The sequence below is a fragment of the Microbacterium sp. UMB0228 genome, assembly GCF_002871415.1.
Classification (GTDB): Bacteria; Actinomycetota; Actinomycetes; order Actinomycetales; family Microbacteriaceae; genus Microbacterium.
Genome location: NZ_PNFU01000003.1, coordinates 527,919 through 546,832, shown reverse-complemented (window position 1 = coordinate 546,832; position 18,914 = coordinate 527,919). Strand labels below are relative to the sequence as shown.

Here is an 18,914-nt window from a genome sequence, read left to right as displayed (position 1 = left end):
ATGCCCGTCCGCCACGTCGTCGTCAGCGCCCACAACGGCGTGCACGCACGACCGGTCGCGGAGCTCGTGCGCCTCGCGCAGGCGCACGAGCTCCCGGTCACGTTGCGCACCGCGGACGGCACGGCCGTGGATCTGCGCAGCGTCCTTGCGGTGATGGACCTCGCCCTCGCCCCCGGAGACGCCGTGACGCTGGAGACTCCGGCCGGCCCGGCATCGGAGAGCGTCCTCGACCAGCTCGCCCTGGTGCTGGCCCCCGACGCCTGAGCCTCAGCCGTCGATCACGGCGACGAGCTCGTCGAGGAAGCCCTCGAAGGTCGCGCTGCGCCGGACGATCCGCTGCACGCTCTCGCGCTCGCTGAACACCTCCACGAGCTGCTCGAACACGGTCTGGAAGGCGGCGCGGTCGCTCTCGCTGAAAGCTGCCAGCGCGACGACCTGCACGCGTCCCTCGCCCCAGGCCGCCGACCCCTCCGCCACGCCGAGCGCGATCGCCGTGCGGGCCGCGGTCATCTGCAGCGCATGCGGCACGGCCAGCGCGTCGGTGAACGCCGTGGAGGACATGCGCTCCCGGACGATCGTGTTCTCCACGTAGTCGTCGCCGATCAGGCCGGCTCGCACGAGCGGCGCGCCGAGCCGCCGGATGATGGCCTCCTCCCCGTCGTCCGGAAGAGGATGCACGAAGGCGTCGGGGTGGAAGTAGCGCGCGAGCTCCTCTCGGAGCCGTGCCAGCCGCCGCCCTCGGCGCAGGCGCCCGGCGGCCTGCTGGATGCGGTCGACGTCCGCGTCCGTGAGGAACGGCTGGATGCGCACGAACCGGTCACCCGAGGCCTCGGGCTCGATCGTGCTCAGCACGAGGTCGGTGTCGAACGACGCCCAGTCCGGGTCGACGTTCGTGACGACGCTGGTGACCTCGATCGCGGAGCCCAGCGAACGGTCCACGCTCGAGCGCAGGAGTTCGTGGAGCTCGTAGTAGCCGGGGCAGACGATGGTCGCGGTGAGGATGGACTCCGCTTTGCGGCTCCGTTCCAGCCGTCCCCCGACGTGCATGGCGATGTAGGCGATCTCGTCGTCGTGGATGGGCGTGCCGAGGCGGTCGTGCAGGCCGCTCGCGATCGACACCGCGACCTCGAAGATCATCGGGTAGGTCGTCTTCAGCGAGCGGGTCAGCGGGTTGCGGGTGAGGGCGCTCTCCTCGGCGCGGCGCAGGAGGTTCTGCACGTGCAGCGCGAGACGGAGCACGAAGGTCTCGTCGACGAGGTCGACACGGTAGTCCTCCGCGGCCCGCGCGATCTCCGCCCGGACCGCCGTCTCCACGTCCGGGGCGACGCCGCTGCGGGCGAGCTCCTGCGCCGCCTCGCCGCCGGGGGCGACGATCCGGGTGAGGACCAGGGAGGCGAGGTGACCGCTGTCGCCCTCGCCCAGGACCACGGTGAAGTGCTCGGCCGCGAGGCGGGCGATCACCGCGCCCACCCGCGGGATCTCCGGTCGGGCTCCCACCGGCGGCGCGTCGAGGGCGCGCCCGGCGGCCACCCGCTCGGCGGCGATCGCGATGTGCAGCAGCACGTCGGCGATCGCGAGCTCGTTGACGTAGTAGCCCAGCTCGCCGAGCTCTCCCACCAGGGCGGACTTGAAGGGTCCCACCGCCCGCGCGTCCACTGCCGTGCCGGAGAGGGCCCGCCGGAAGATCTCGGGGTGGAAGGAGGCGTCGTCCATCTCGTCGTGCGCGAGGCGGCTGAGCAGCCGGCGCTGGGCGGCCTCATCTCCGCGGAGCCGCACCCGCTCCCGTGCGCGTTCGAGCGTCAGGTCCGTGCCGTCGAGGAGCCCGCGCACCCGCACGAGGTCCGCCTCCAGCGTCGCCTCGCTCACATGCAGGGCGTCCGCGGTGTCGAAGACGTCGATCCCCTCCTCCGCGTCCAGCAGCAGCCGGACCAGGGCGTGCAGCCGTTCGCGGGGCGCGGAGTCGCCGCCCTGCCGCACCCGGAGCGCACCGCGGGCGCCGGGGCCCGCCCGATAGCCCGCCGGGCCGGACTCGACGACCGCGGCGCCGGGCGTGCGGGCGTTCAGGGCCGCGACGTAGGAACGGATGCTGCGGGGCGTCACGCCGAGGAGGTCGGCCAGCGTGCCCGCGGTCGCCCAGCCCTCCTCGCGCAGCAGGGCGGCGAGGAGCTGGTCCTGGCGCTGGCGCGACATGATCCCTCCGAGTTCCCGTGCTGACGGCACTGTCCGACTGCTCTCCATGATGACAGCCTCCGGCGACAGGGGCGCGGCGAGCAGGGTTCCGCAGGGGCGGAAGAGAACGTGTTGGTGCCACCCCGGACCGGTTTCCCAGACTGTTCTCAGGAAGGTGACATCGATGAGGATTCTCGTGGTCTGCGGCGCCGGCGCGTCGAGCACGTTCGTCGCCCAGCGCCTGCGCACCGCCGCCGCGGCGGCGGGACTGGACTGGGACGCGGACGCCGGCGTCGAGAGCACCGTCTCCCTCGGAGGGCACGACCTCGTCCTCGTGGGTCCGCACCTCCGCGAGCGCCTCGGCGCCATCCGCGACCTGACCCGCGCGCCCGTCGCGGTCCTGCCGGATGACGTGTTCGCCGATCGCGACGGCGGCCGCACGCTTCTCCTCGCCCAGTCGACCCTCGCCGCTGCCGGCGGGGCCCCGAAAGGAACACCATGACCGCCACCCGCACCGTCCGCATCGGCTCCTCGCATGGACTGCACGCCCGGCCCGCCAAGATCTTCGCGCAGGCCGCGAAGGACTCCGGCCTCGCGGTCACGATCGCCAAGGACTCCGGCAAGCCCGTCAACGCCGCGAGCATCCTCGGGGTGATCGCCCTGGCCATCGAGCACGGCGACTACGTGACGCTCACGGCCGACGGCGACGGCGCAGAGGGGGTCCTGGACACGCTCACCGAGCTGCTGACCACCGACCACGACCAGGACGCCGCCGGATGAGCGCGCTGCGAGGGGTGGGCATCGGTCTCGGCGTCGCGCAGGGACCGGTCGTCCGCATGACCGAGGCGCTGCCCGCGCCCGAGAACACGCCGAGCACCGCGGGGGCGGATGCCGAGCGTGCGCGGGTCCGCGAGGCCGTCGCCGTCGTTGCGCAGGAGCTGACCCAGCGCGGCGAGGCCGCCGGTGGCGCGGCGCAGGAGGTGCTCGAGGCGCAGGCGATGATCGCCGAGGACCCCACCCTGCAGGACGAGGTCGACAGCAGGATCGATGCCGGCGCCACCGCGGAGTGGGCCGTGCACGACGCGTTCGCGGGCTTCCGGGCCACGCTCGAAGCCGTCGGCGGGTACCTCGGCGAGCGCGCCGCGGATCTCGACGACATCGCGCAGCGGGTGCTCGCCCGGCTGCGCGGCGTGGAGGCCCCCGGCGTGCCCGACCCTGGGCACCCGTTCGTCCTCGTGGCGCGTGACCTCGCGCCCGCCGACACCGCGCTGCTGAACCTCGACCAGGTGCTCGCCCTCGTTACCACCGACGGCGGCCCGACCTCCCACACGGCGATCCTCGCCAGGGAGAAGGGCATCGTGGCCGTGGTCGGCGTCGGCGACGGGCACGCACTGACGACCGGGGAGACCGTGATCGTCGACGCGGCCGCGGGTGTCATCACCCGCGAGCCGACCGATGACGAGCGCGCCCGCGCCGCCGAGCGCGCCGCCGCCCGCCGTGCCGCCGACGACGCCCCGCTCACCCCCGGCGCGCTCGCCGACGGCACGCCGGTCGCGCTGCTCGCGAACCTGGGGAAGCCTGCCGACGCCGCAGACGCGGTCGCGCGGGGGGCCGAGGGCGTCGGCCTGTTCCGGACGGAGTTCCTGTTCCTCTCCGCGTCGCAGGCGCCGACGGTCGCCCAGCAGCGGGACGCCTACCGCGAGCTCCTGGAGGCCTTCCCCGGCAAGAAGGTCGTCGTGCGGATGCTCGACGCGGGGGCCGACAAGCCGCTGGCCTTCCTCAACGACGCACACGAGGAGAATCCGGCCCTGGGATTGCGCGGCCTGCGCGCACTCCGCGCGAGCGAGGACATCCTCCGCGAGCAGCTGACCGCGCTGGCCGAGGCCGACGCCGCGACCGACGCCGACCTGTGGGTCATGGCACCCATGGTGGCCACCGTCGAGGAGACCGTGTACTTCACCGGCCTCGCCCGCGAGTACGGGCTGAAGACGGCCGGCGTCATGGTCGAGGTGCCCTCCAGCGCCCTGCTCGCCGACCGGGTGCTCGCGCACGCCGACTTCGCGTCGATCGGCACCAACGACCTCACCCAGTACACGATGGCCGCGGACCGGCTGCTCGGTTCCGTCGCGTCGTTCCAGGACCCCTGGCACCCCGCGGTGCTGCGCCTGGTGCGCGAGGTCGGCGCGGCCGGCGCCCGTCTCGGCAAGCCGGTCGGCATCTGCGGCGAGGCCGCGGCCGACCCGCTGCTCGCCGTCGTCCTCGTGGGGCTCGGTGCGACGAGCCTCTCCATGGCGCCGTCGGCCCTCGCGGACGTCCGCCAGGCGCTCGCCGCCCGGACTCGCGACGATGCCCTCCGCCTCGCAGAAGCCGCGCTCGGCGCGGACGACGCCCCCTCCGCCCGCACCGCTGCGGCGGCCCTCGCCGCGGCACTCCCCCCTCATCAGAAAGAGACCACATCATGACGACGACGTCACCCGCCGCCACCGCCCCCGGTGGCCTCCGCGTGGGCGTGCAGCGTTTCGGCACGTTCCTCTCCGGCATGATCATGCCGAACATCGCGGCCTTCATCGCCTGGGGCTTCATCACGATGCTCTTCATCCCGAAGGGCTTCTTCGGGGCCGAGAGCCCGTTCGGCTGGCACTGGGCCGGCGTCGCCGAGATCATCGGCGGCGGCGGCGACTCCGCCGTCCTCGGCTGGCAGGGCGCGATGACCGCGGTCGCCGAAGGCGCGGACGGCAACATCCTGGCCTACGTGGGCCTGGTCGGCCCGATGGTCACCTACCTGCTGCCCCTCCTGATCGCGAACACGGCCGGACGCATGGTCTACGGCGAGCGCGGCGGCGTGGTCGCCACGATCGCGACCGTCGGCGTGATCGTCGGGACGAACATCCCGATGTTCCTCGGCGCCATGATCATGGGCCCGATCGCCGCGTGGATCATGAAGCAGGTCGACAAGCTGTGGGACGGCAAGATCCGCCCCGGCTTCGAGATGCTCGTCAACAACTTCTCCGCCGGCATCCTCGGCATGATCCTCGCCATCGTCGGGTTCTTCGCCTTCGGCCCGGTCATGCTCGGCATCAGCGCCGCGCTGGGCGCCGCCGTCGACTGGCTCGTCTCGCTCAACCTGCTGCCGCTCGTGTCGATCATCGTCGAGCCGGCCAAGGTGCTGTTCCTCAACAACGCCATCAACCACGGCGTGTTCACCCCGCTGGGGATCGAGCAGGCCGCGGAGACGGGCAAGTCGATCCTCTTCCTCATCGAGGCGAACCCCGGCCCCGGCCTCGGTCTGCTGCTCGCCTTCACCTTCTTCGGGGTCGGCGCGGCGAAGGCCTCCGCTCCCGGTGCCGCCATCATCCAGTTCTTCGGCGGCATCCACGAGATCTACTTCCCGTACGCGCTCAGCAAGCCGACCACGATCCTCGCGCTCATCGCGGGTGGAGCGGCCGGTGTGACGACCAACATGGTCCTCGGCGGCGGGCTCGCCTTCCCGGCGGCCCCGGGCAGCATCATCGCCGTGACCGCCGCGGCCATCGGGCCCGGCGTCGCCAACCTCCTCGTCGTCTACCTGTCGGTCATCATCGCGGCGACCGTGACGTTCCTCATCACCGGCGTCATCCTGCGGGCCTCGCGGAAGCGCGATATCGCCGCCGAGGGCGACGCGTTCGGCGCGGCCATCGCGCAGACCGAGGCGAACAAGGGCAAGTCGTCCGCGGCGATGGACGCCCTGCGCACCTCGACCGCGACGACGGCGCCGGAGGCCACGCCGGCTCCCGCGACCACCGCGGTCGCGGCGGCCCCGATCGAGACCATCGTGTTCGCGTGCGACGCCGGCATGGGCTCCTCTGCCATGGGTGCCAGCGTGCTCCGCAACAAGCTGAAGAAGGCCGGTATCGAGGGCGTCACCGTCACCAACGCCGCCATCGCCAACCTCGACGGCGCCGCCGACGTGGTCATCACGCAGCAGCAGCTCACCGACCGTGCCACGGCGAAGTCGCCGGACTCCCTGCACGTGTCGGTGGACAACTTCATGAACTCGCCGAAGTACGACGAGGTCGTCGAGATGGTCAAGGAACAGCGAAAGGACGAAGAATGAGCGTTCTCACTGCCGAGCAGGTCCGCATCCACCCGGGAGGCGCGTCGCGCGACGACGCCCTCCAGGAGGCGACGGACATCCTCGTCGCCGCCGGTGCGGTGACCCCGGCGTACGTCGACGCGATGCGCCAGCGCGAGGAGACGGTGTCGACGTACATGGGCAACGGCCTGGCCATCCCGCACGGCACGAATGAGGCGAAGGACGCCATCCTCGCCTCGGCCCTCTCCGTCGTCCGCTACGACGGCGGCGTCGACTGGGACGGCGAGCAGGCGCGATTCGTGATCGGCATCGCCGGTGTCGGCGACGAGCACCTCGACATCCTGTCGCGCATCGCGATCCTCTTCTCCGAGGAGGACGACGTCGCCCGGCTGGAAGCGGCGGCGACGCCGGACGAGCTGTTCGCTCTCCTCTCGGAGGTGAACGAGGGATGAAGGCGGTCCACTTCGGGGCGGGCAACATCGGGCGCGGTTTCGTCGGCCTGCTCCTGCACGAGGGCGGTTACGAGGTCGTGTTCAGCGACGTCGCGGACGCGCTCGTGGAGGCGATCGACCGGGCGGACTCGTACACCGTGCACGAAGCCGGCCCCGGAGGGACCGACCACGTCGTCTCCGGGTTCCGTGCGGTGAACAGCCGCACGGACCCGGCCGTGGTGGCGGAGGAGGTGGCGACGGCCAACGTCGTCACGACCGCCGTCGGCCCCACCGTGCTGCGGTTCGTCGCCCCGTCGATCGTCGCCGGACTCGCGCTGCGCTCCCCCGAGGCCGCGCCGCTGCAGGTGATGGCCTGCGAGAACGCCATCGGCGCCACCGATCAGCTGCGGCAGGAGATCGTCGCCGCGGCAGGGCCGGATGCCGATACGCTGCTCGGCCGCGCCGTGTTCGCGAACACCGCCGTCGACCGGATCGTGCCCGCGCAGCCGGAGGGCGGCGGCATCGACGTCACGGTGGAGCCGTACTTCGAGTGGGCGATCGAGGCCCGGCCGTTCGGCGACACCCCGCCGCGCATCCCCGGCGCCCACTTCGTTGACGACCTCGCTCCGTACATCGAGCGCAAGCTCTTCACGGTGAACACCGGTCATGCCGCCACCGCGTACTTCGGTGCACGGGCGGGCATCGAGCGGATCTCGGACGCCCTCGCGGACGAGGCGATCGCTGCGCAGGTCTCCGCCGCGCTGGAGGAGACCTCGGCGGTGCTGGTCGTCGAACACGGTCTCGATCCTGCGGAGCTCGCGCAGTACCGCGCGACCATCCTCGAGCGGTTCCGCAACCCCGCACTCGTGGACACCGTGCAGCGCGTCGGCCGGCAGCCGCTGCGGAAGATCTCCCGGCACGAGCGCTTCATCGGTCCCGCGGCGATGGCGGCCGAGCACGGACTATCGACGGACGCGCTCGTGGCCGCCGTCGCCGCCGCGCTGGAGTTCGACGACCCCGCCGACGAGCAGGCGGTCGAGCTGCAGACGCTGCTCCGCTCCGAAGACCCCGCAGGCTTCACCGTCCGCACCACGGGCCTCGATGCGGAGCACCCGCTCTTCCCCGCCGTCCGCGACGCGGTGGCACTCCGCCAGGCAGCACTCGCCGGCTGAGAGGACGCGGCGTCCGGGCGGGAGTAGCGTTGCTGCTGTGCAGCAGAAGCCCCGACGCCGCGTCCTGAGACGAGTCCTGTGGAGTGTGGTGATCGTCCTCGTGCTCGCCGTCGGCGGGATCCTCGTGTGGAGCCAGGTCGGCGTCATGGCCGCGGAGCCCGAACCGCTCGCCGCCGTCCGGGAGAACCCCGCGATCACGGTGACCGATGCCGAGGAGGGGATCGTCCTGGAGCCTGCGGACGGCTCATCCGACCGCGGACTCGTCTTCATCCCGGGGGCGAAGGTCGACCCGTGGGCCTACGCCTCGATCCTCCAAGGGATCGCGGAGGAGGGCACCACGGTCGTGATCACGCGGCCCTGGCTCCACCTCGCCTTCTTCGATCCCCGCGGCCTCGGCTCGTTCACGAGCGCCGCGCCCGACGTGGACACCTGGGCCGTGGGCGGCCACTCCCTCGGCGGGGTGCGCGCCTGTCAGCTCGCGACGGACGCCGACGCCCTCGTCCTCTTCGCCTCCTACTGCGCGACCGACCTCGCCGGAACCGACCTCCCGGTGCTCAGCGTCTCCGGCAGCGAGGACGGCCTCTCCACACCCGAGAAGATCGCGGACGCCCGCTCCGAGCTCCCCGCGGACGCCGAGTTCGTCGAGATCGACGGCGCCTCCCACGCCTCCTTCGGCGACTACGGCCCCCAGTCCGGTGACGGCACCCCGACGATCGACGACGAAGAGATGCACGCCGAGATCACCGAGGTCGTCGGCGGCTTCCTGGAGCAGATCGCTCCCTAGGCCGCCCGCGGATCCCCGAGGATGGGGTCGAGCAGCGGATGCAGGTGCCGGGTGGTGAGGACCCCGGCGGCCGACCGCGCACCCGCCGAGAGCGCCGACGCCAGGTCCGCCCCTGCCAGCCGCGCGTCGAGGACTCCGGCCAGGAACGCGTCGCCCGCGCCATTGGTGTCGATGACGGTGGTCGGCAGCGCGGGCACCCGCAGCTCGGCGCCGTCCGCTCCGACCGCGACCGCTCCCTCCGCGCCGAGCGTGCACACGGCGAACGCCGCTCCCTCCGCGACGACGGCGCGGAGGAACTCCACCGGCGCGGTCAGCCGATCCGCGTTGCAGAAGACCGCCGCGGCCGCCTCCAGGAACGGCCGGTGGTACCCGTCGACGCCGTCATAGTCGTGCACATCGACCCAGAGGGGCGTGCCACTGGCCACCGCGAGCGGGAGCAGCCGCCGCGGCTCGGCGGCCAGATCGAGCACGATGGCGTCGGCCGCGGCCATCCCGGCGGCGTGCGCGGCGTCGTCCGTGCCTGTCGTCTCCGTCGGAGTGGAGAGGTACAGCGACACCCGGTCGCCCTGCGCCGTCATGAGGTTGAGGTGTCGCTCCGTGGTTCCGTCCGTCCACTGCGCGACCACCCCGGCCGCCTCCAGTGCCGCACGCACCCGGAGCCCCTCCTCGTCCTCCCCGGCGACGGCATGCAGCACGACGGATCGGCCGAGCGCCGTCAGGCTCAGCGCCTTGCCCGCACTCGTGCCGCCGACCGTCTCCCAGCTCGCCTGCGCGAACTGCATGTGCGGCACGGGCTCGGGGAGCCGGTCGAGGAGGACCATGCGGTTCCAGGAGGCGGGACCGGCGAGGAAGACGGAAGCGGGCATGCCCTCATCCTCGCGCCTCGTGCGGGGTCACCCGATGCGCGACACCAGGGCATCCAGGCCCATTCCGTAGTCGATGCGCACGACGGGGAGGGCCAGCTTGTCCGTCCCGATCACCACGTACCCGGGATCGATGGTCCGCGCCAGCTCGTAGCCGGCCTGGCGGACGCCCTCCTTCGCCGTGTCGTCATAGTGGCCGAACGGGTAGGCCACCACCTCGCGGACGCCGAGTACGTCCCCCGACGTGATGAGATCGGCGGCGATCTCATCGGGGGTCCAGTTGACCATGCGTCCCTTGCCGTCGTCTCCGGCCTGATGCATGTCGTGGGTGTGCGAGCGCCGCTGGACCCACGGCGAGGGCGCGGGGTCCTGACGGTAGGCCGTGACCATGAACGAGGTGCTGAGGAGCCGATGCGCGTCCACCACCGGCACCGCGAGATCGAACCACGTCTGATCGGCGTCGTCGTCGGTGATGATCACGCTCCGCGCCGGGAGGGAGAGCCGCCCGTCGATGAACGCGCTGAGCTCGTCCCAGGTCGGCAGATAGAAGCCGGTGCTCGCGATGTGCGTCATGTGCGCCTCGAAGTCTCCGATGTACGCGTAGTTGCCGCGCAGCCACCCCTTCTCGCCCTCGGGCTTCGCCGTGAACTGGTGATACATCAGGATCGGGACGCGCACGCCCTCGGCGGCGTTCTCCTCCGGCGTCTTCCAGGCCGCGAAGAGTTCCATCTGCTGATCGACGCATACGACGGGGTCTGCGCCGTTCACCCTGTCGTCAACGGTGAGGGCAGCGGCAGCTTCCGCACTGGTGTACCAGCCCGCGAACACCCGCCCGTCGAGCTGCGGGATCGGCAGCCCCTGGTACAGCCCCTCCTGGAGCTGGAGGGCCGGCTCGGTCGGAGCGCCTTCCCCGTGGAAGATCACGGCACACGCACGAGGATCATCCGCGTCGGCCACGAGCTGTTGCGCCGGCGTCATCGGATGCGCGATCGGCGCGGACTGTGCCTTCCCGGCCGGGTTCTCCGGCGCCCGATCCATCCCGGCGAAGGCGGCGACACCTCCCGCGATGAGCAGGACGCCGACGGCGGAGCCGATGACGGCTGCCGTGCGTGATCGTCGGTTCTTCCCCCCGGAAGCCACGATCAGGCGTCGAATCCCTCGGCGATCATCTCCACCAGCTCCTCCCGCTCCTCGACGGGGAGGAAGGCCGCAGCGGCGGCGTTGAACTGGAAGGCCTCGAGGTCGTCGAGGTCGTACTCGAAGGTCTGCACGAGCAGGGCCAGTTCCCTGGTGAGCGAGGTGGCGCTCATGGTGCGGTTGTCCACGTTCACGGTCACCGCGAAGCCGAGCTGGTAGAGCAGGTCGAAGGGGTGATCGGCGAGCGTCGTGCCCCACGCGGCGACCGCACCCGTCTGCAGGTTCGACGACGGGGAGAGCTCCAGCGGGATCTCCCGGTCGCGCACCCAGCGCGCGAGGTCGCCGAAGCGCACCTGCACCTCGTCGCCCTCCTGCGTGACGACCTCGAGGTCTTCCGCGATGCGGACGCCGTGTCCGAGGCGGAGCGCACGACCGTCCAGCAGGGCGGAGCGGATCGAGGCGAGGCCCGCCGCCTCCCCCGCGTGCACGGTCACCGGGAAGAAGTTCTCGGCGAGGTAGTCGAATGCCGCGCGGTGGTCCGACGGCGGGAAGCCGTCCTCGGGTCCGGCGATGTCGAAGCCGACGGCACCCCGTCCGCGGAAGTCCACAGCGAGCTCGGCGATCTCCCTGGCGCGGTCGGTGTGCCGCATGGCGGTCAGGAGCTGTCCGACGCGGATGCTGCGACCGTCCCGGTCCGCCGCATCCTCGCCCTCCTCGATCCCCTGCTGCACGGCCTCGACGGCGTCCTCCAGCGAGAGCCCGCCGGCCTGGTGCTGTTCCGGCGCCCAGCGCACCTCGCCGTAGATGACGCCGTCGGCCGCGAGGTCCTGCACGAACTCGCGCGCCACGCGGGTCAGTCCCTCCCGGGTCTGCATGACCGCGCTGGTGAGCTCGAAGGTCTTCAGGTACTCCCCCAGCGACCCTGCGTCGCTCTTCTTCGCGAACCAGGAGCCGAGCGCCGCCGGGTCGGAGGCCGGGAGGTCGAGACCGATCGCGTCGGCGAGCTCGATGATCGTGGCCGGACGCACGGCGCCGTCCAGGTGGTCGTGCAGCGACACCTTCGGCAGACTCCGCAGGGAGACGCCCTGGATGGCGACGTCGCCGTTCGCATCGATCGACATGGGGATCCTCTCGGTCGCGGGGTGTCCGTCCAGGCTAGCGCCCGGGCCTCACGCCGTGATGCGCTCGCGGACGATCGGCCCCACGGTCGGCGCGTCGTCGCCGAGCTCCCAGGCCCCTTCGAGAGCCTCCATGGCCCGGGGGAAGCGCGCCTCGTCCGCCGCCGACAGGGTGAACAGCGGCTGCCCGGCGGCGACCCGGTCGCCCGGCTTCGCGTGCAGGTCGATGCCCGCCTCGAAGATCACCGGGTCCTCGGCCCGCGCGCGGCCGGCGCCGAGACGCCACGCGGCGATGCCGAAGGGGAGCGCGTCCATCCGGGTCACGACGCCGTCCGCGGGCGCCGTGACGACGTGCGTCTCCCGCGCGACCGGGAGGGCCGCTTCGGGGTCGCCGTCCTGCGCGCGGATCATCGCCTTCCAGGTGTCCATGGCGCGGCCGTCGTCCAGCGCCGCCTCCACGTCCGCCTCGGGCCGGCCGGCCAGGGCGAGCATCTCCCTGGCGAGAGCGATGGTCAGCTCCCGTACGTCGGCGGGTCCCCCGCCGGCGAGGATCTCAACCGACTCGCGGACCTCGTTGGCGTTGCCGATCGCGCGGCCCAGCGGGACGTTCATGTCGGTCAGCAGCGCCGTGGTGGCGACGCCGGAGTCGGTGCCGAGCGCGACCATCGTGCGGGCGAGCTCGCGGGCGCGGTCGATGTCCTGCATGAAGGCGCCGGAGCCGAACTTCACGTCCAGGACGAGAGCGTCGGTCCCCTCGGCGATCTTCTTCGACATGATGCTGGAGGCGATCAGCGGGATGGCCTCGACCGTGCCCGTCACGTCGCGGAGCGCGTAGAGCTTCTTGTCGGCCGGAGCGAGACCCGACCCCGCGGCGCAGATCACGGCCCCGACGTCACCCTGCATCTGCGCGAACATCTCCTCGTTGCTGAGTGCCGCGCGCCAGCCGGGGATGGACTCCAGCTTGTCGAGCGTGCCGCCGGTGTGGCCGAGGCCGCGGCCGCTGAGCTGCGGGACCGCCACGCCGAACGAGGCGACGAGCGGGGCCAGCGGCAGGGTGATCTTGTCGCCGACACCGCCCGTGGAGTGCTTGTCCACGGTCTTCTTGCCGAGGGTCGCGAAGCTCATCCGCTCCCCCGACGCGATCATCGCGTCGGTGAGGACGCGGATCTCTTCGCGCTCCATGCCGCGCTGGAAGATCGCCATCGCGAAGGAGGCCATCTGCGCGTCGGACACATAGCCGCGCGTGTACGCATCCACCATCCAGCGCAGGGCGGGCTCGGGCACGACGCCCCCGTCGCGCTTGGCCCGGATCACATCGACCGCGTCGAACGGCTCCACACTCATCGTCCTTCTCCCTCGGGTCCCTGAGCCTGTCGAAGGGCGCGCGGCCCGAATGCATCGGGCAGCACCTCGTCGATCGTGCGGATGCCGGAGACCGTCTCCAGCAGCATTCCGGGTACGGCGTGCTCGAACAGCAGCTGCCGGCACCGGCCGCACGGCATGATCGTCTCGCCGTCGTTGTTCACGCACACGAAGGCGACGAGCTGGCCGCCGCCGGACATGAACAGGTCGCCCACGAGCGCGCACTCCGCGCACAGCGTGACGCCGTACGAGGCGTTCTCGACGTTGCAGCCGGCGACGATCCGCCCGTCGCTGACGAGAGCCGCCGCCCCCACGCGGTAGCGGGAGTACGGCGCGTACGCCTTGGTCATGGCCTCCGCGGCGACCTGGCGCAGCTCGTCCCAGTCGATGTCCGTCATGGTGATGGTTCCTTCTTCCCTGCGGGTTCTACGACTTGATGTACGGCTTGCCGCTGGCGGCAGGGCCCCGGATCTGTCCGGCGAACCCGGCGACCGCGAGGAGGGTGACCACGTACGGCAGCATGAGCATGAACTCGCCGGGGATCGGCGTCTTCAGGATCGAGAGCAGGTTCTGCAGGTTCGTCGCGAAGCCGAAGAGCAGGGCGGCGAGCGTCGCGCGGATCGGGTCCCAGCGTCCGAAGATCACTGCGGCGAGGGCGATGAAGCCGAGCCCGGCCGTCATCTCCTTGCCGAACTGCGGGACCGAGACGAGGGTGAAGTACGCGCCGCCGATGCCGGCGATCGCACCCGCGAGCAGCACGTTCCAGAACCGCGTCGGGTTGACCCGGATGCCGACCGTGTCGGCCGCCTGCGGGTGCTCGCCCACGGCGCGGAGGCGCAGGCCCCACTTGGTGCGGTACAGGCCCCACGCGACGACGGCCACGGTGATGAACATGAGGTACACGATGAAGGTCTGGTTGAAGAGCACCGGACCGATGATCGGGATGTCGCTCAGCACCGGGATCTCGATGCGGGAGAAGCGCACCGGGGTGTTCAGCTCGGCCTCGTTCGGGGCGAGGAGCGCGCCGTAGAGGAAGCCGGTGAGGCCGGTGACAAGGACGTTGAGCACGACACCGACGATGACCTGCTCGACGAGGTACTTGATCGCGAACGCCGCCAGCACGCTCGCGACGAGAACGCCGCCGATCATGGCGCCGATGAGGCCCACGAAGGCGTTGCCGGTGATGCTGGACAGCAGCGCCGCCGAGAACGCACCGAGGAGCAGCTGCCCCTCGATGGCCACGTTGACGACACCGGCCCGCTCGCCGATGACACCGCCGAGCGCGCCGAACACGAGCGGCACCGACAGCGACACGGCACCGAAGAGGAGGCTCGTGACGGGGACGAGGCCCCCGGCCGCGGCCCAGACGAGGAACGCGAACACCGCGAGCACGCCGTACGCCACGATGAGCCAGATCGACGGGGCGCGGTACGTCCATGCCCGGAGGAAGGCCCCGACCGTGAGGACGACGAGCACGGCGAAGACGACCCAGAAGGTCGGCGCGGTCGGCAGCCCCACGTCGGGGAGCTCGAAGGCCGACGTGCGGTCGCCGAGCCGGAAGGTGCTGATACCGCTCCGCGGCACGGCGAGGAAGAGCACCGCGAGCAGCGCGGTGACGACCGCGAGGCTGATCGGCGCCTTGAGGTGGCGCTCCCGGACGGTGGCGAGCTGCACCGTGCCGTCGGCGGCTTCGGTCTGCACGAGCGACATCATGCCGTCACCGCCTTCTTCGCGGCCTTGGCTCTCGCCTTGGCCGCCTTCTCTGCGTCGGACTTGGGGAGGAAGAACACCGTGCGCAGCAGCGGCGGCGCGGCGATGAACAGCACGACGAGCGACTGCACGACGAGCACGATGTCGACGGGGATATCCTGCGCCTGCATCGAGAACGAGCCCGCCTTGAGGGCACCGAACAGGATTCCGGCCGCGAAGGTCCCCCACGCGCGGCTGCGCCCGAGGAGGGCGACCGTGATGGCGTCGAAGCCGATGCCGGCGTCGATGGTCTCGGTGACGCCCGTGGTGACGGCGCCCTGGAGCTGGTTCATCCCGGCGAGGCCGGCGAGGGCGCCCGCGAAGAGCATCGCGTAGACGTAGACGCGCTTGACGCTGATGCCCGCGGCACGAGCGGCGTGCGGGTTCTCCCCCACCGCGCGCATGCGCATGCCCAGCGAGGAGCGCTCGATGAGCCACCACACGAACACCGTCGCGATCACCACGATGACGAAGCCGAGGTCCAGGAGCGGGAACTGCGGGCCGAGCAGGGTCGGGAACTGCGCGCTCTCCGGCGTGGCCGAGCCGAGCGCCTGGTTGGTGCCCGGCTTCTGCAGGAGCCCGGGCGTGCGGATCATCCACAGCAGCAGGTAGTACGCGATGTAGTTGAGCATGATCGTGAGGATCACCTCGTGCGCGCCCGTGCGTGCCTTGATGAGACCGGCGATGCCGCCCCAGAGCGCACCGCCGGCGATGCCGGCCAGCAGCGTGACGGGGAGGTGGAACCAGATCGGCAGGTCGAGGTTGAAGGTCAGCAGGGCCGCGACCGCGACGCCGACGAGCATCTGACCGCGGGCGCCGATGTTGAACAGACCGACGCGGAAGGCGAGCGCGACGCCGAGCCCTGCGGCGATCAGCGGGGCCGCGAAGCCCAGCGTGTTCGTGAGCGGACGGATCTGCGCGGCGAAGTCGGCGCCGCGGGCGTTGAAGATCGCTCCGCGGAACAGCGCCTCATAACCGTTGTAGACCGCGTTCCAGGCCGCGACGAACGTGTCGCTCGGCTTGTTGAAGAAGTACCCGGAGGCTTCCTGCACGTCTTCGTTGGTGAACGCGATGAGGATGCCGCCGACGATGAGCGCGAGGACGATCGCCAGGACCGTCGTGACCGCGCTGCCGCGGAGGATCTCCTTGAGGACGACGTTGCCGCGCGGGGGCGGGGGCACCTCGTCCGCGAGGCCCGTGCTGGGCGGGAGCTGCTCGGGAGGCAGCCCCTTCGTGACGTCTCCTGCACCGGGTGTCGCGCCGCTCACGCGGTCACCTCCGCATCGGCCGCTCCGGCCATCATGAGTCCGAGTGTCTCCCGGGGCGTGTCACCGGGGACGATGCCGACGATGGTGCCGCGGTACATGACCGCGATCCGGTCGGCGAGGGCGGCGACCTCGTCGAGCTCGGTCGAGACGACGATCACGGGGATGCCCGCGTCCCGCGTCTCGATGATGCGCTTGTGGATGAACTCGATCGAGCCCACGTCCACCCCGCGGGTCGGCTGCGCGGCCACGAAGAGCCGCAGTTCCCGGCTCATCTCGCGGGCGATCACGACCTTCTGCTGGTTGCCTCCGGAGAGGGTGCCCGCGGGAGTGTCCGGGCCCTGCGTGCGGATGTCGTACTCCGCGATGCGCTCCTTGGCGAAGTCCTCCAGGGCGCCGCGGCGCAGCGTCCCGGCCCGGCTGAACGCGGGATCGTCTGAGCGGTCGAGGATGAGGTTCTCGGCGACCGAGAATCCGGCGACGAGGCCGTCCTCGGTGCGGTCCTCCGGGACGAACCCGACGCCGGCGTCGAGGATGCCGCGGACGCTCTTGCCCACGAGCTCGGTGCCGTCGAGGATGATGTTCCCCTCGACGCGTGCGGCGAGGCCGACGATGGCCTCGACGAGCTCAGTCTGGCCGTTGCCCTGCACACCGGCGACGGCGAGGACCTCCCCGGGTCGCACGGTGAAGTCGACGTCGTCGACGACGATGGCTCCGGTGGCGGTGAGCACGCGGAGGTTGCGGACCTCCAGGCCGCCCTCGCCCAGCCGCGGAGCCTCCTTGTGCACGGTCAGCTCGACTGCGCGGCCGACCATCAGCGAGGCCAGTTCGGCGTTGGTGGCGGTCGGCGAGGCCTCCCCCACCACCCGACCGAGCCGGACGATCGTGATGCGGTCGGCGACCTCGCGCACCTCGCGCAGCTTGTGCGTGATGAAGACGATCGCGGTGCCCTCGTCTCGGAGCTGGCGCATGATGGCCATGAGCTCGTCGGTCTCCTGCGGCGTCAGCACCGCGGTCGGCTCGTCGAAGACGAGGACCTTGGCGTCGCGGGACAGCGCCTTGATGATCTCGACGCGCTGCTGCACACCGACCGGCAGGTCGCCGACGACCGCGTCCGGATCGATGTCGAACCCGAATCGGGCCGCGACCGCGCGCACGTGCTCGCGCGCCTTCGCGATGTCCAGCGTGCCGAGGCCCTTGGTCTGCTCGTGACCGAGCATGACGTTCTCGGCCACCGTGAACACCGGCACGAGCATGAAGTGCTGATGCACCATGCCGATGCCGGCGGCCATCGCGTCGCCGGGGCCGCGGAAATGCTGCACGACGTCGTCGAGGAGGATCTCGCCCTCGTCGGCCTGATACAGGCCGTAGAGCACGTTCATCAGCGTCGACTTACCTGCGCCGTTCTCGCCGAGGAGAGCGTGGATCTGACCGGGTTCGACCACGAGATCGATGTGGTCGTTCGCCACGAGGCTGCCGAATCGCTTGGTGATGCCGCGAAGTTCGAGCTTCATATCTGCACCTTATCCAGAAGAGTCACCGAGGAGAATCGTCGCCGCCCACAGTGCGGGGCGAGTGGCAGCCTGCGCCACTCGCCCCGTGCTGGGTACGGCTCCGACTCAGCGGGTGGGAGAGTTCTCGGACTCCACCGTGATGTCGCCGGAGATGATCTGCTCCTGCAGAGCGGACAGCTCGTCCATGAGGCCCTCGGGCAGGTCCGCCTCGAAGTCGCCGAAGCCGGAGAGCTTGACGCCCTCGTTCTCGAGCGTGCCGATGTAGGGCTCCGGGTCGAACTCGCCGGCGGCGGCCGCGAGCGTCGCGTCGCGGACGGCCACGTCGATGGCCTTCATGATCGAGACGAGCGTGATGTCGGCGACGCTGGGGTCGGCGACGGCGAGGTCGCTGTCGACACCGAGCATCAGCGTGTCCTTGCCGCTGTCGTTGATCGCCGCTGCGGCGCTCTGGTAGACCGGGCCGCCGACGGGGAGGATGACGTCGACACCCTGGTCGAGCACGCCCTGGGCGGTCTGCTTGGCGGTGTCGTTGGCGTCGAAGCCGCCCGTGAAGGAGCCCTTCTGGGTCTCAGCGTCCCAGCCGAAGACCTGGACGTCGGCCGACTTGTCCTCGTTGTACTTCTCGACGCCGAGCTGGTAGCCGTCCATGAAGACCGCGACCGACGGGATCTGCATGCCGCCGAAGGTGCCGACCTTGTTCACGCCGGCCTCCGCGGACCAGGCGGCCGCCGCGTAGCCACCGAGGTAGGCGGCCTGGGCGGTGTCGAAGACGAGGGGCTTGATGTTCGGCGCGTCGGTGGTGCCGTCGAAGTCGTTGTCGGCCCAGTCGTCGATGATCGCGTAGTCGATGTCGGGGTTCGCGAGCGCGGACTCGACCGTGGCGGCGGACAGCTTGAAGCCGACCGAGACGATGAGCGAGCAGCCCTCGGAGACGGCGGTCTCGAGGTTCGGCGCGTAGTCGTTGTCGTTCGCGGACTCGAACTCCAGCGGCTTGATGCCGAGCTCGTCGGCGGCGCTGTCCATGCCCTCCTTGGCCGACTGGTTGAACGACTTGTCGTTCCAGCCGCCGGCGTCGGAGATGAGGCAGGGCTTGAAGTCGGAGTCGACGGGGGCGGATCCGCCCTCGGACTCGTCGGTCGGCGCCTGACCGCAGCCGGCAAGAGCGAAGACGACACCGGCGGCGACCGTCGCGCCGAGCAGCTTCTTGGTGGTGGAGATGGTCACGGATGCCTCCCTCAACGAACCCGCGGCCATCGCGGATCGATCAAAGTTACCTAG

Annotated in this window: 18 protein-coding genes; 8 read left to right on the top strand and 10 right to left on the bottom strand. The window is 71.2% G+C overall.

Translation table 11 applies throughout. The annotated features are described in order from the left end of the window. Positions 1 to 264 carry an HPr family phosphocarrier protein gene (locus CJ226_RS10085; protein ID WP_102209079.1) on the top strand — a complete coding sequence of 88 codons (264 nt, stop codon included), beginning with the start codon at positions 1 to 3 and terminating at the stop codon, positions 262 to 264. A 3-nt stretch (positions 265 to 267) separates the two neighbouring features. Here the strand turns inward: CJ226_RS10085 and CJ226_RS10080 are convergent, their stop codons facing one another. Continuing rightward, the gene (locus CJ226_RS10080; RefSeq protein ID WP_062636570.1) at positions 268 to 2,190 is read right to left on the bottom strand and encodes a PRD domain-containing protein; all 1,923 of its coding nucleotides are present in this window, start codon (positions 2,188 to 2,190) and stop codon (positions 268 to 270) included. Between the two features lie 163 nt (positions 2,191 to 2,353). Here CJ226_RS10080 and CJ226_RS10075 point away from each other — a divergent pair, with 163 nt between their 5' ends. From CJ226_RS10075 to CJ226_RS10045, 7 genes are read left to right on the top strand one after another with little or no spacing between them, the layout of a single operon-like run. Then, positions 2,354 to 2,671 (top strand): PTS sugar transporter subunit IIB, encoded by a 318-nt coding sequence (locus CJ226_RS10075; protein ID WP_025105675.1) that lies wholly within the window; start codon positions 2,354 to 2,356, stop codon positions 2,669 to 2,671. Continuing rightward, positions 2,668 to 2,949, top strand: a complete 282-nt coding sequence (locus CJ226_RS10070; protein WP_062636567.1) for an HPr family phosphocarrier protein — start codon at positions 2,668 to 2,670, stop codon at positions 2,947 to 2,949. Before CJ226_RS10075 ends, CJ226_RS10070 begins: the two co-directional genes overlap by 4 nt. Further along, positions 2,946 to 4,631 carry a phosphoenolpyruvate--protein phosphotransferase gene (gene ptsP / locus CJ226_RS10065; protein ID WP_082802946.1) on the top strand — a complete coding sequence of 562 codons (1,686 nt, stop codon included), beginning with the start codon at positions 2,946 to 2,948 and terminating at the stop codon, positions 4,629 to 4,631. Before CJ226_RS10070 ends, ptsP begins: the two co-directional genes overlap by 4 nt. Then, positions 4,628 to 6,262: a PTS mannitol transporter subunit IICB gene (locus CJ226_RS10060; protein ID WP_062636565.1), complete on the top strand. Its 1,635-nt coding sequence runs from the start codon at positions 4,628 to 4,630 to the stop codon at positions 6,260 to 6,262. The genes ptsP and CJ226_RS10060 overlap by 4 nt, the downstream gene beginning before the upstream one ends. Further along, on the top strand, positions 6,259 to 6,693 hold the full coding sequence (locus tag CJ226_RS10055) for a PTS sugar transporter subunit IIA (RefSeq protein WP_025105671.1): 435 nt from the start codon (positions 6,259 to 6,261) through the stop codon (positions 6,691 to 6,693). The genes CJ226_RS10060 and CJ226_RS10055 overlap by 4 nt, the downstream gene beginning before the upstream one ends. Continuing rightward, the gene (locus CJ226_RS10050) at positions 6,690 to 7,844 is read left to right on the top strand and encodes a mannitol-1-phosphate 5-dehydrogenase (protein ID WP_102209078.1); all 1,155 of its coding nucleotides are present in this window, start codon (positions 6,690 to 6,692) and stop codon (positions 7,842 to 7,844) included. The genes CJ226_RS10055 and CJ226_RS10050 overlap by 4 nt, the downstream gene beginning before the upstream one ends. Positions 7,845 to 7,881: 37 nt before the next feature. Then, the gene (locus tag CJ226_RS10045) at positions 7,882 to 8,628 is read left to right on the top strand and encodes an alpha/beta hydrolase (RefSeq protein ID WP_257996615.1); all 747 of its coding nucleotides are present in this window, start codon (positions 7,882 to 7,884) and stop codon (positions 8,626 to 8,628) included. Here CJ226_RS10045 and CJ226_RS10040 read toward each other — a convergent pair. The 9 genes from CJ226_RS10040 to CJ226_RS10000 form a co-directional block, all read right to left on the bottom strand. Beyond that, the gene (locus CJ226_RS10040) at positions 8,625 to 9,494 is read right to left on the bottom strand and encodes a carbohydrate kinase family protein (RefSeq protein WP_062636559.1); all 870 of its coding nucleotides are present in this window, start codon (positions 9,492 to 9,494) and stop codon (positions 8,625 to 8,627) included. The genes CJ226_RS10045 and CJ226_RS10040 overlap by 4 nt on opposite strands. 27 nt (positions 9,495 to 9,521) lie before the next feature. Beyond that, entirely contained in the window at positions 9,522 to 10,631 is a 1,110-nt protein-coding gene (locus CJ226_RS10035) for a polysaccharide deacetylase family protein (RefSeq protein WP_102209076.1), read from the bottom strand. 2 nt (positions 10,632 to 10,633) lie between these two features. Further along, on the bottom strand, positions 10,634 to 11,749 hold the full coding sequence (locus CJ226_RS10030; protein ID WP_102209075.1) for an adenosine deaminase: 1,116 nt from the start codon (positions 11,747 to 11,749) through the stop codon (positions 10,634 to 10,636). A gap of 48 nt (positions 11,750 to 11,797) precedes the next feature. Beyond that, complete coding sequence (locus tag CJ226_RS10025; RefSeq protein WP_102209074.1) at positions 11,798 to 13,090, bottom strand: thymidine phosphorylase; 1,293 nt, start codon at positions 13,088 to 13,090, stop codon at positions 11,798 to 11,800. Further along, positions 13,087 to 13,506, bottom strand: coding sequence for a cytidine deaminase (locus CJ226_RS10020; RefSeq protein WP_062636553.1), 420 nt, complete (start codon positions 13,504 to 13,506; stop codon positions 13,087 to 13,089). Before CJ226_RS10020 ends, CJ226_RS10025 begins: the two co-directional genes overlap by 4 nt. A gap of 28 nt (positions 13,507 to 13,534) precedes the next feature. Next, positions 13,535 to 14,818 (bottom strand): ABC transporter permease, encoded by a 1,284-nt coding sequence (locus tag CJ226_RS10015; RefSeq protein WP_025105663.1) that lies wholly within the window; start codon positions 14,816 to 14,818, stop codon positions 13,535 to 13,537. Beyond that, positions 14,818 to 16,125 carry an ABC transporter permease gene (locus tag CJ226_RS10010; RefSeq protein ID WP_102209073.1) on the bottom strand — a complete coding sequence of 436 codons (1,308 nt, stop codon included), beginning with the start codon at positions 16,123 to 16,125 and terminating at the stop codon, positions 14,818 to 14,820. Before CJ226_RS10010 ends, CJ226_RS10015 begins: the two co-directional genes overlap by 1 nt. Beyond that, on the bottom strand, positions 16,122 to 17,636 hold the full coding sequence (locus CJ226_RS10005; RefSeq protein ID WP_025105661.1) for an ABC transporter ATP-binding protein: 1,515 nt from the start codon (positions 17,634 to 17,636) through the stop codon (positions 16,122 to 16,124). The genes CJ226_RS10010 and CJ226_RS10005 overlap by 4 nt, the downstream gene beginning before the upstream one ends. Before the next feature lie 105 nt (positions 17,637 to 17,741). Next, entirely contained in the window at positions 17,742 to 18,860 is a 1,119-nt protein-coding gene (locus CJ226_RS10000; protein WP_102209143.1) for a BMP family protein, read from the bottom strand. Positions 18,861 to 18,914: the final 54 nt, after the last annotated feature.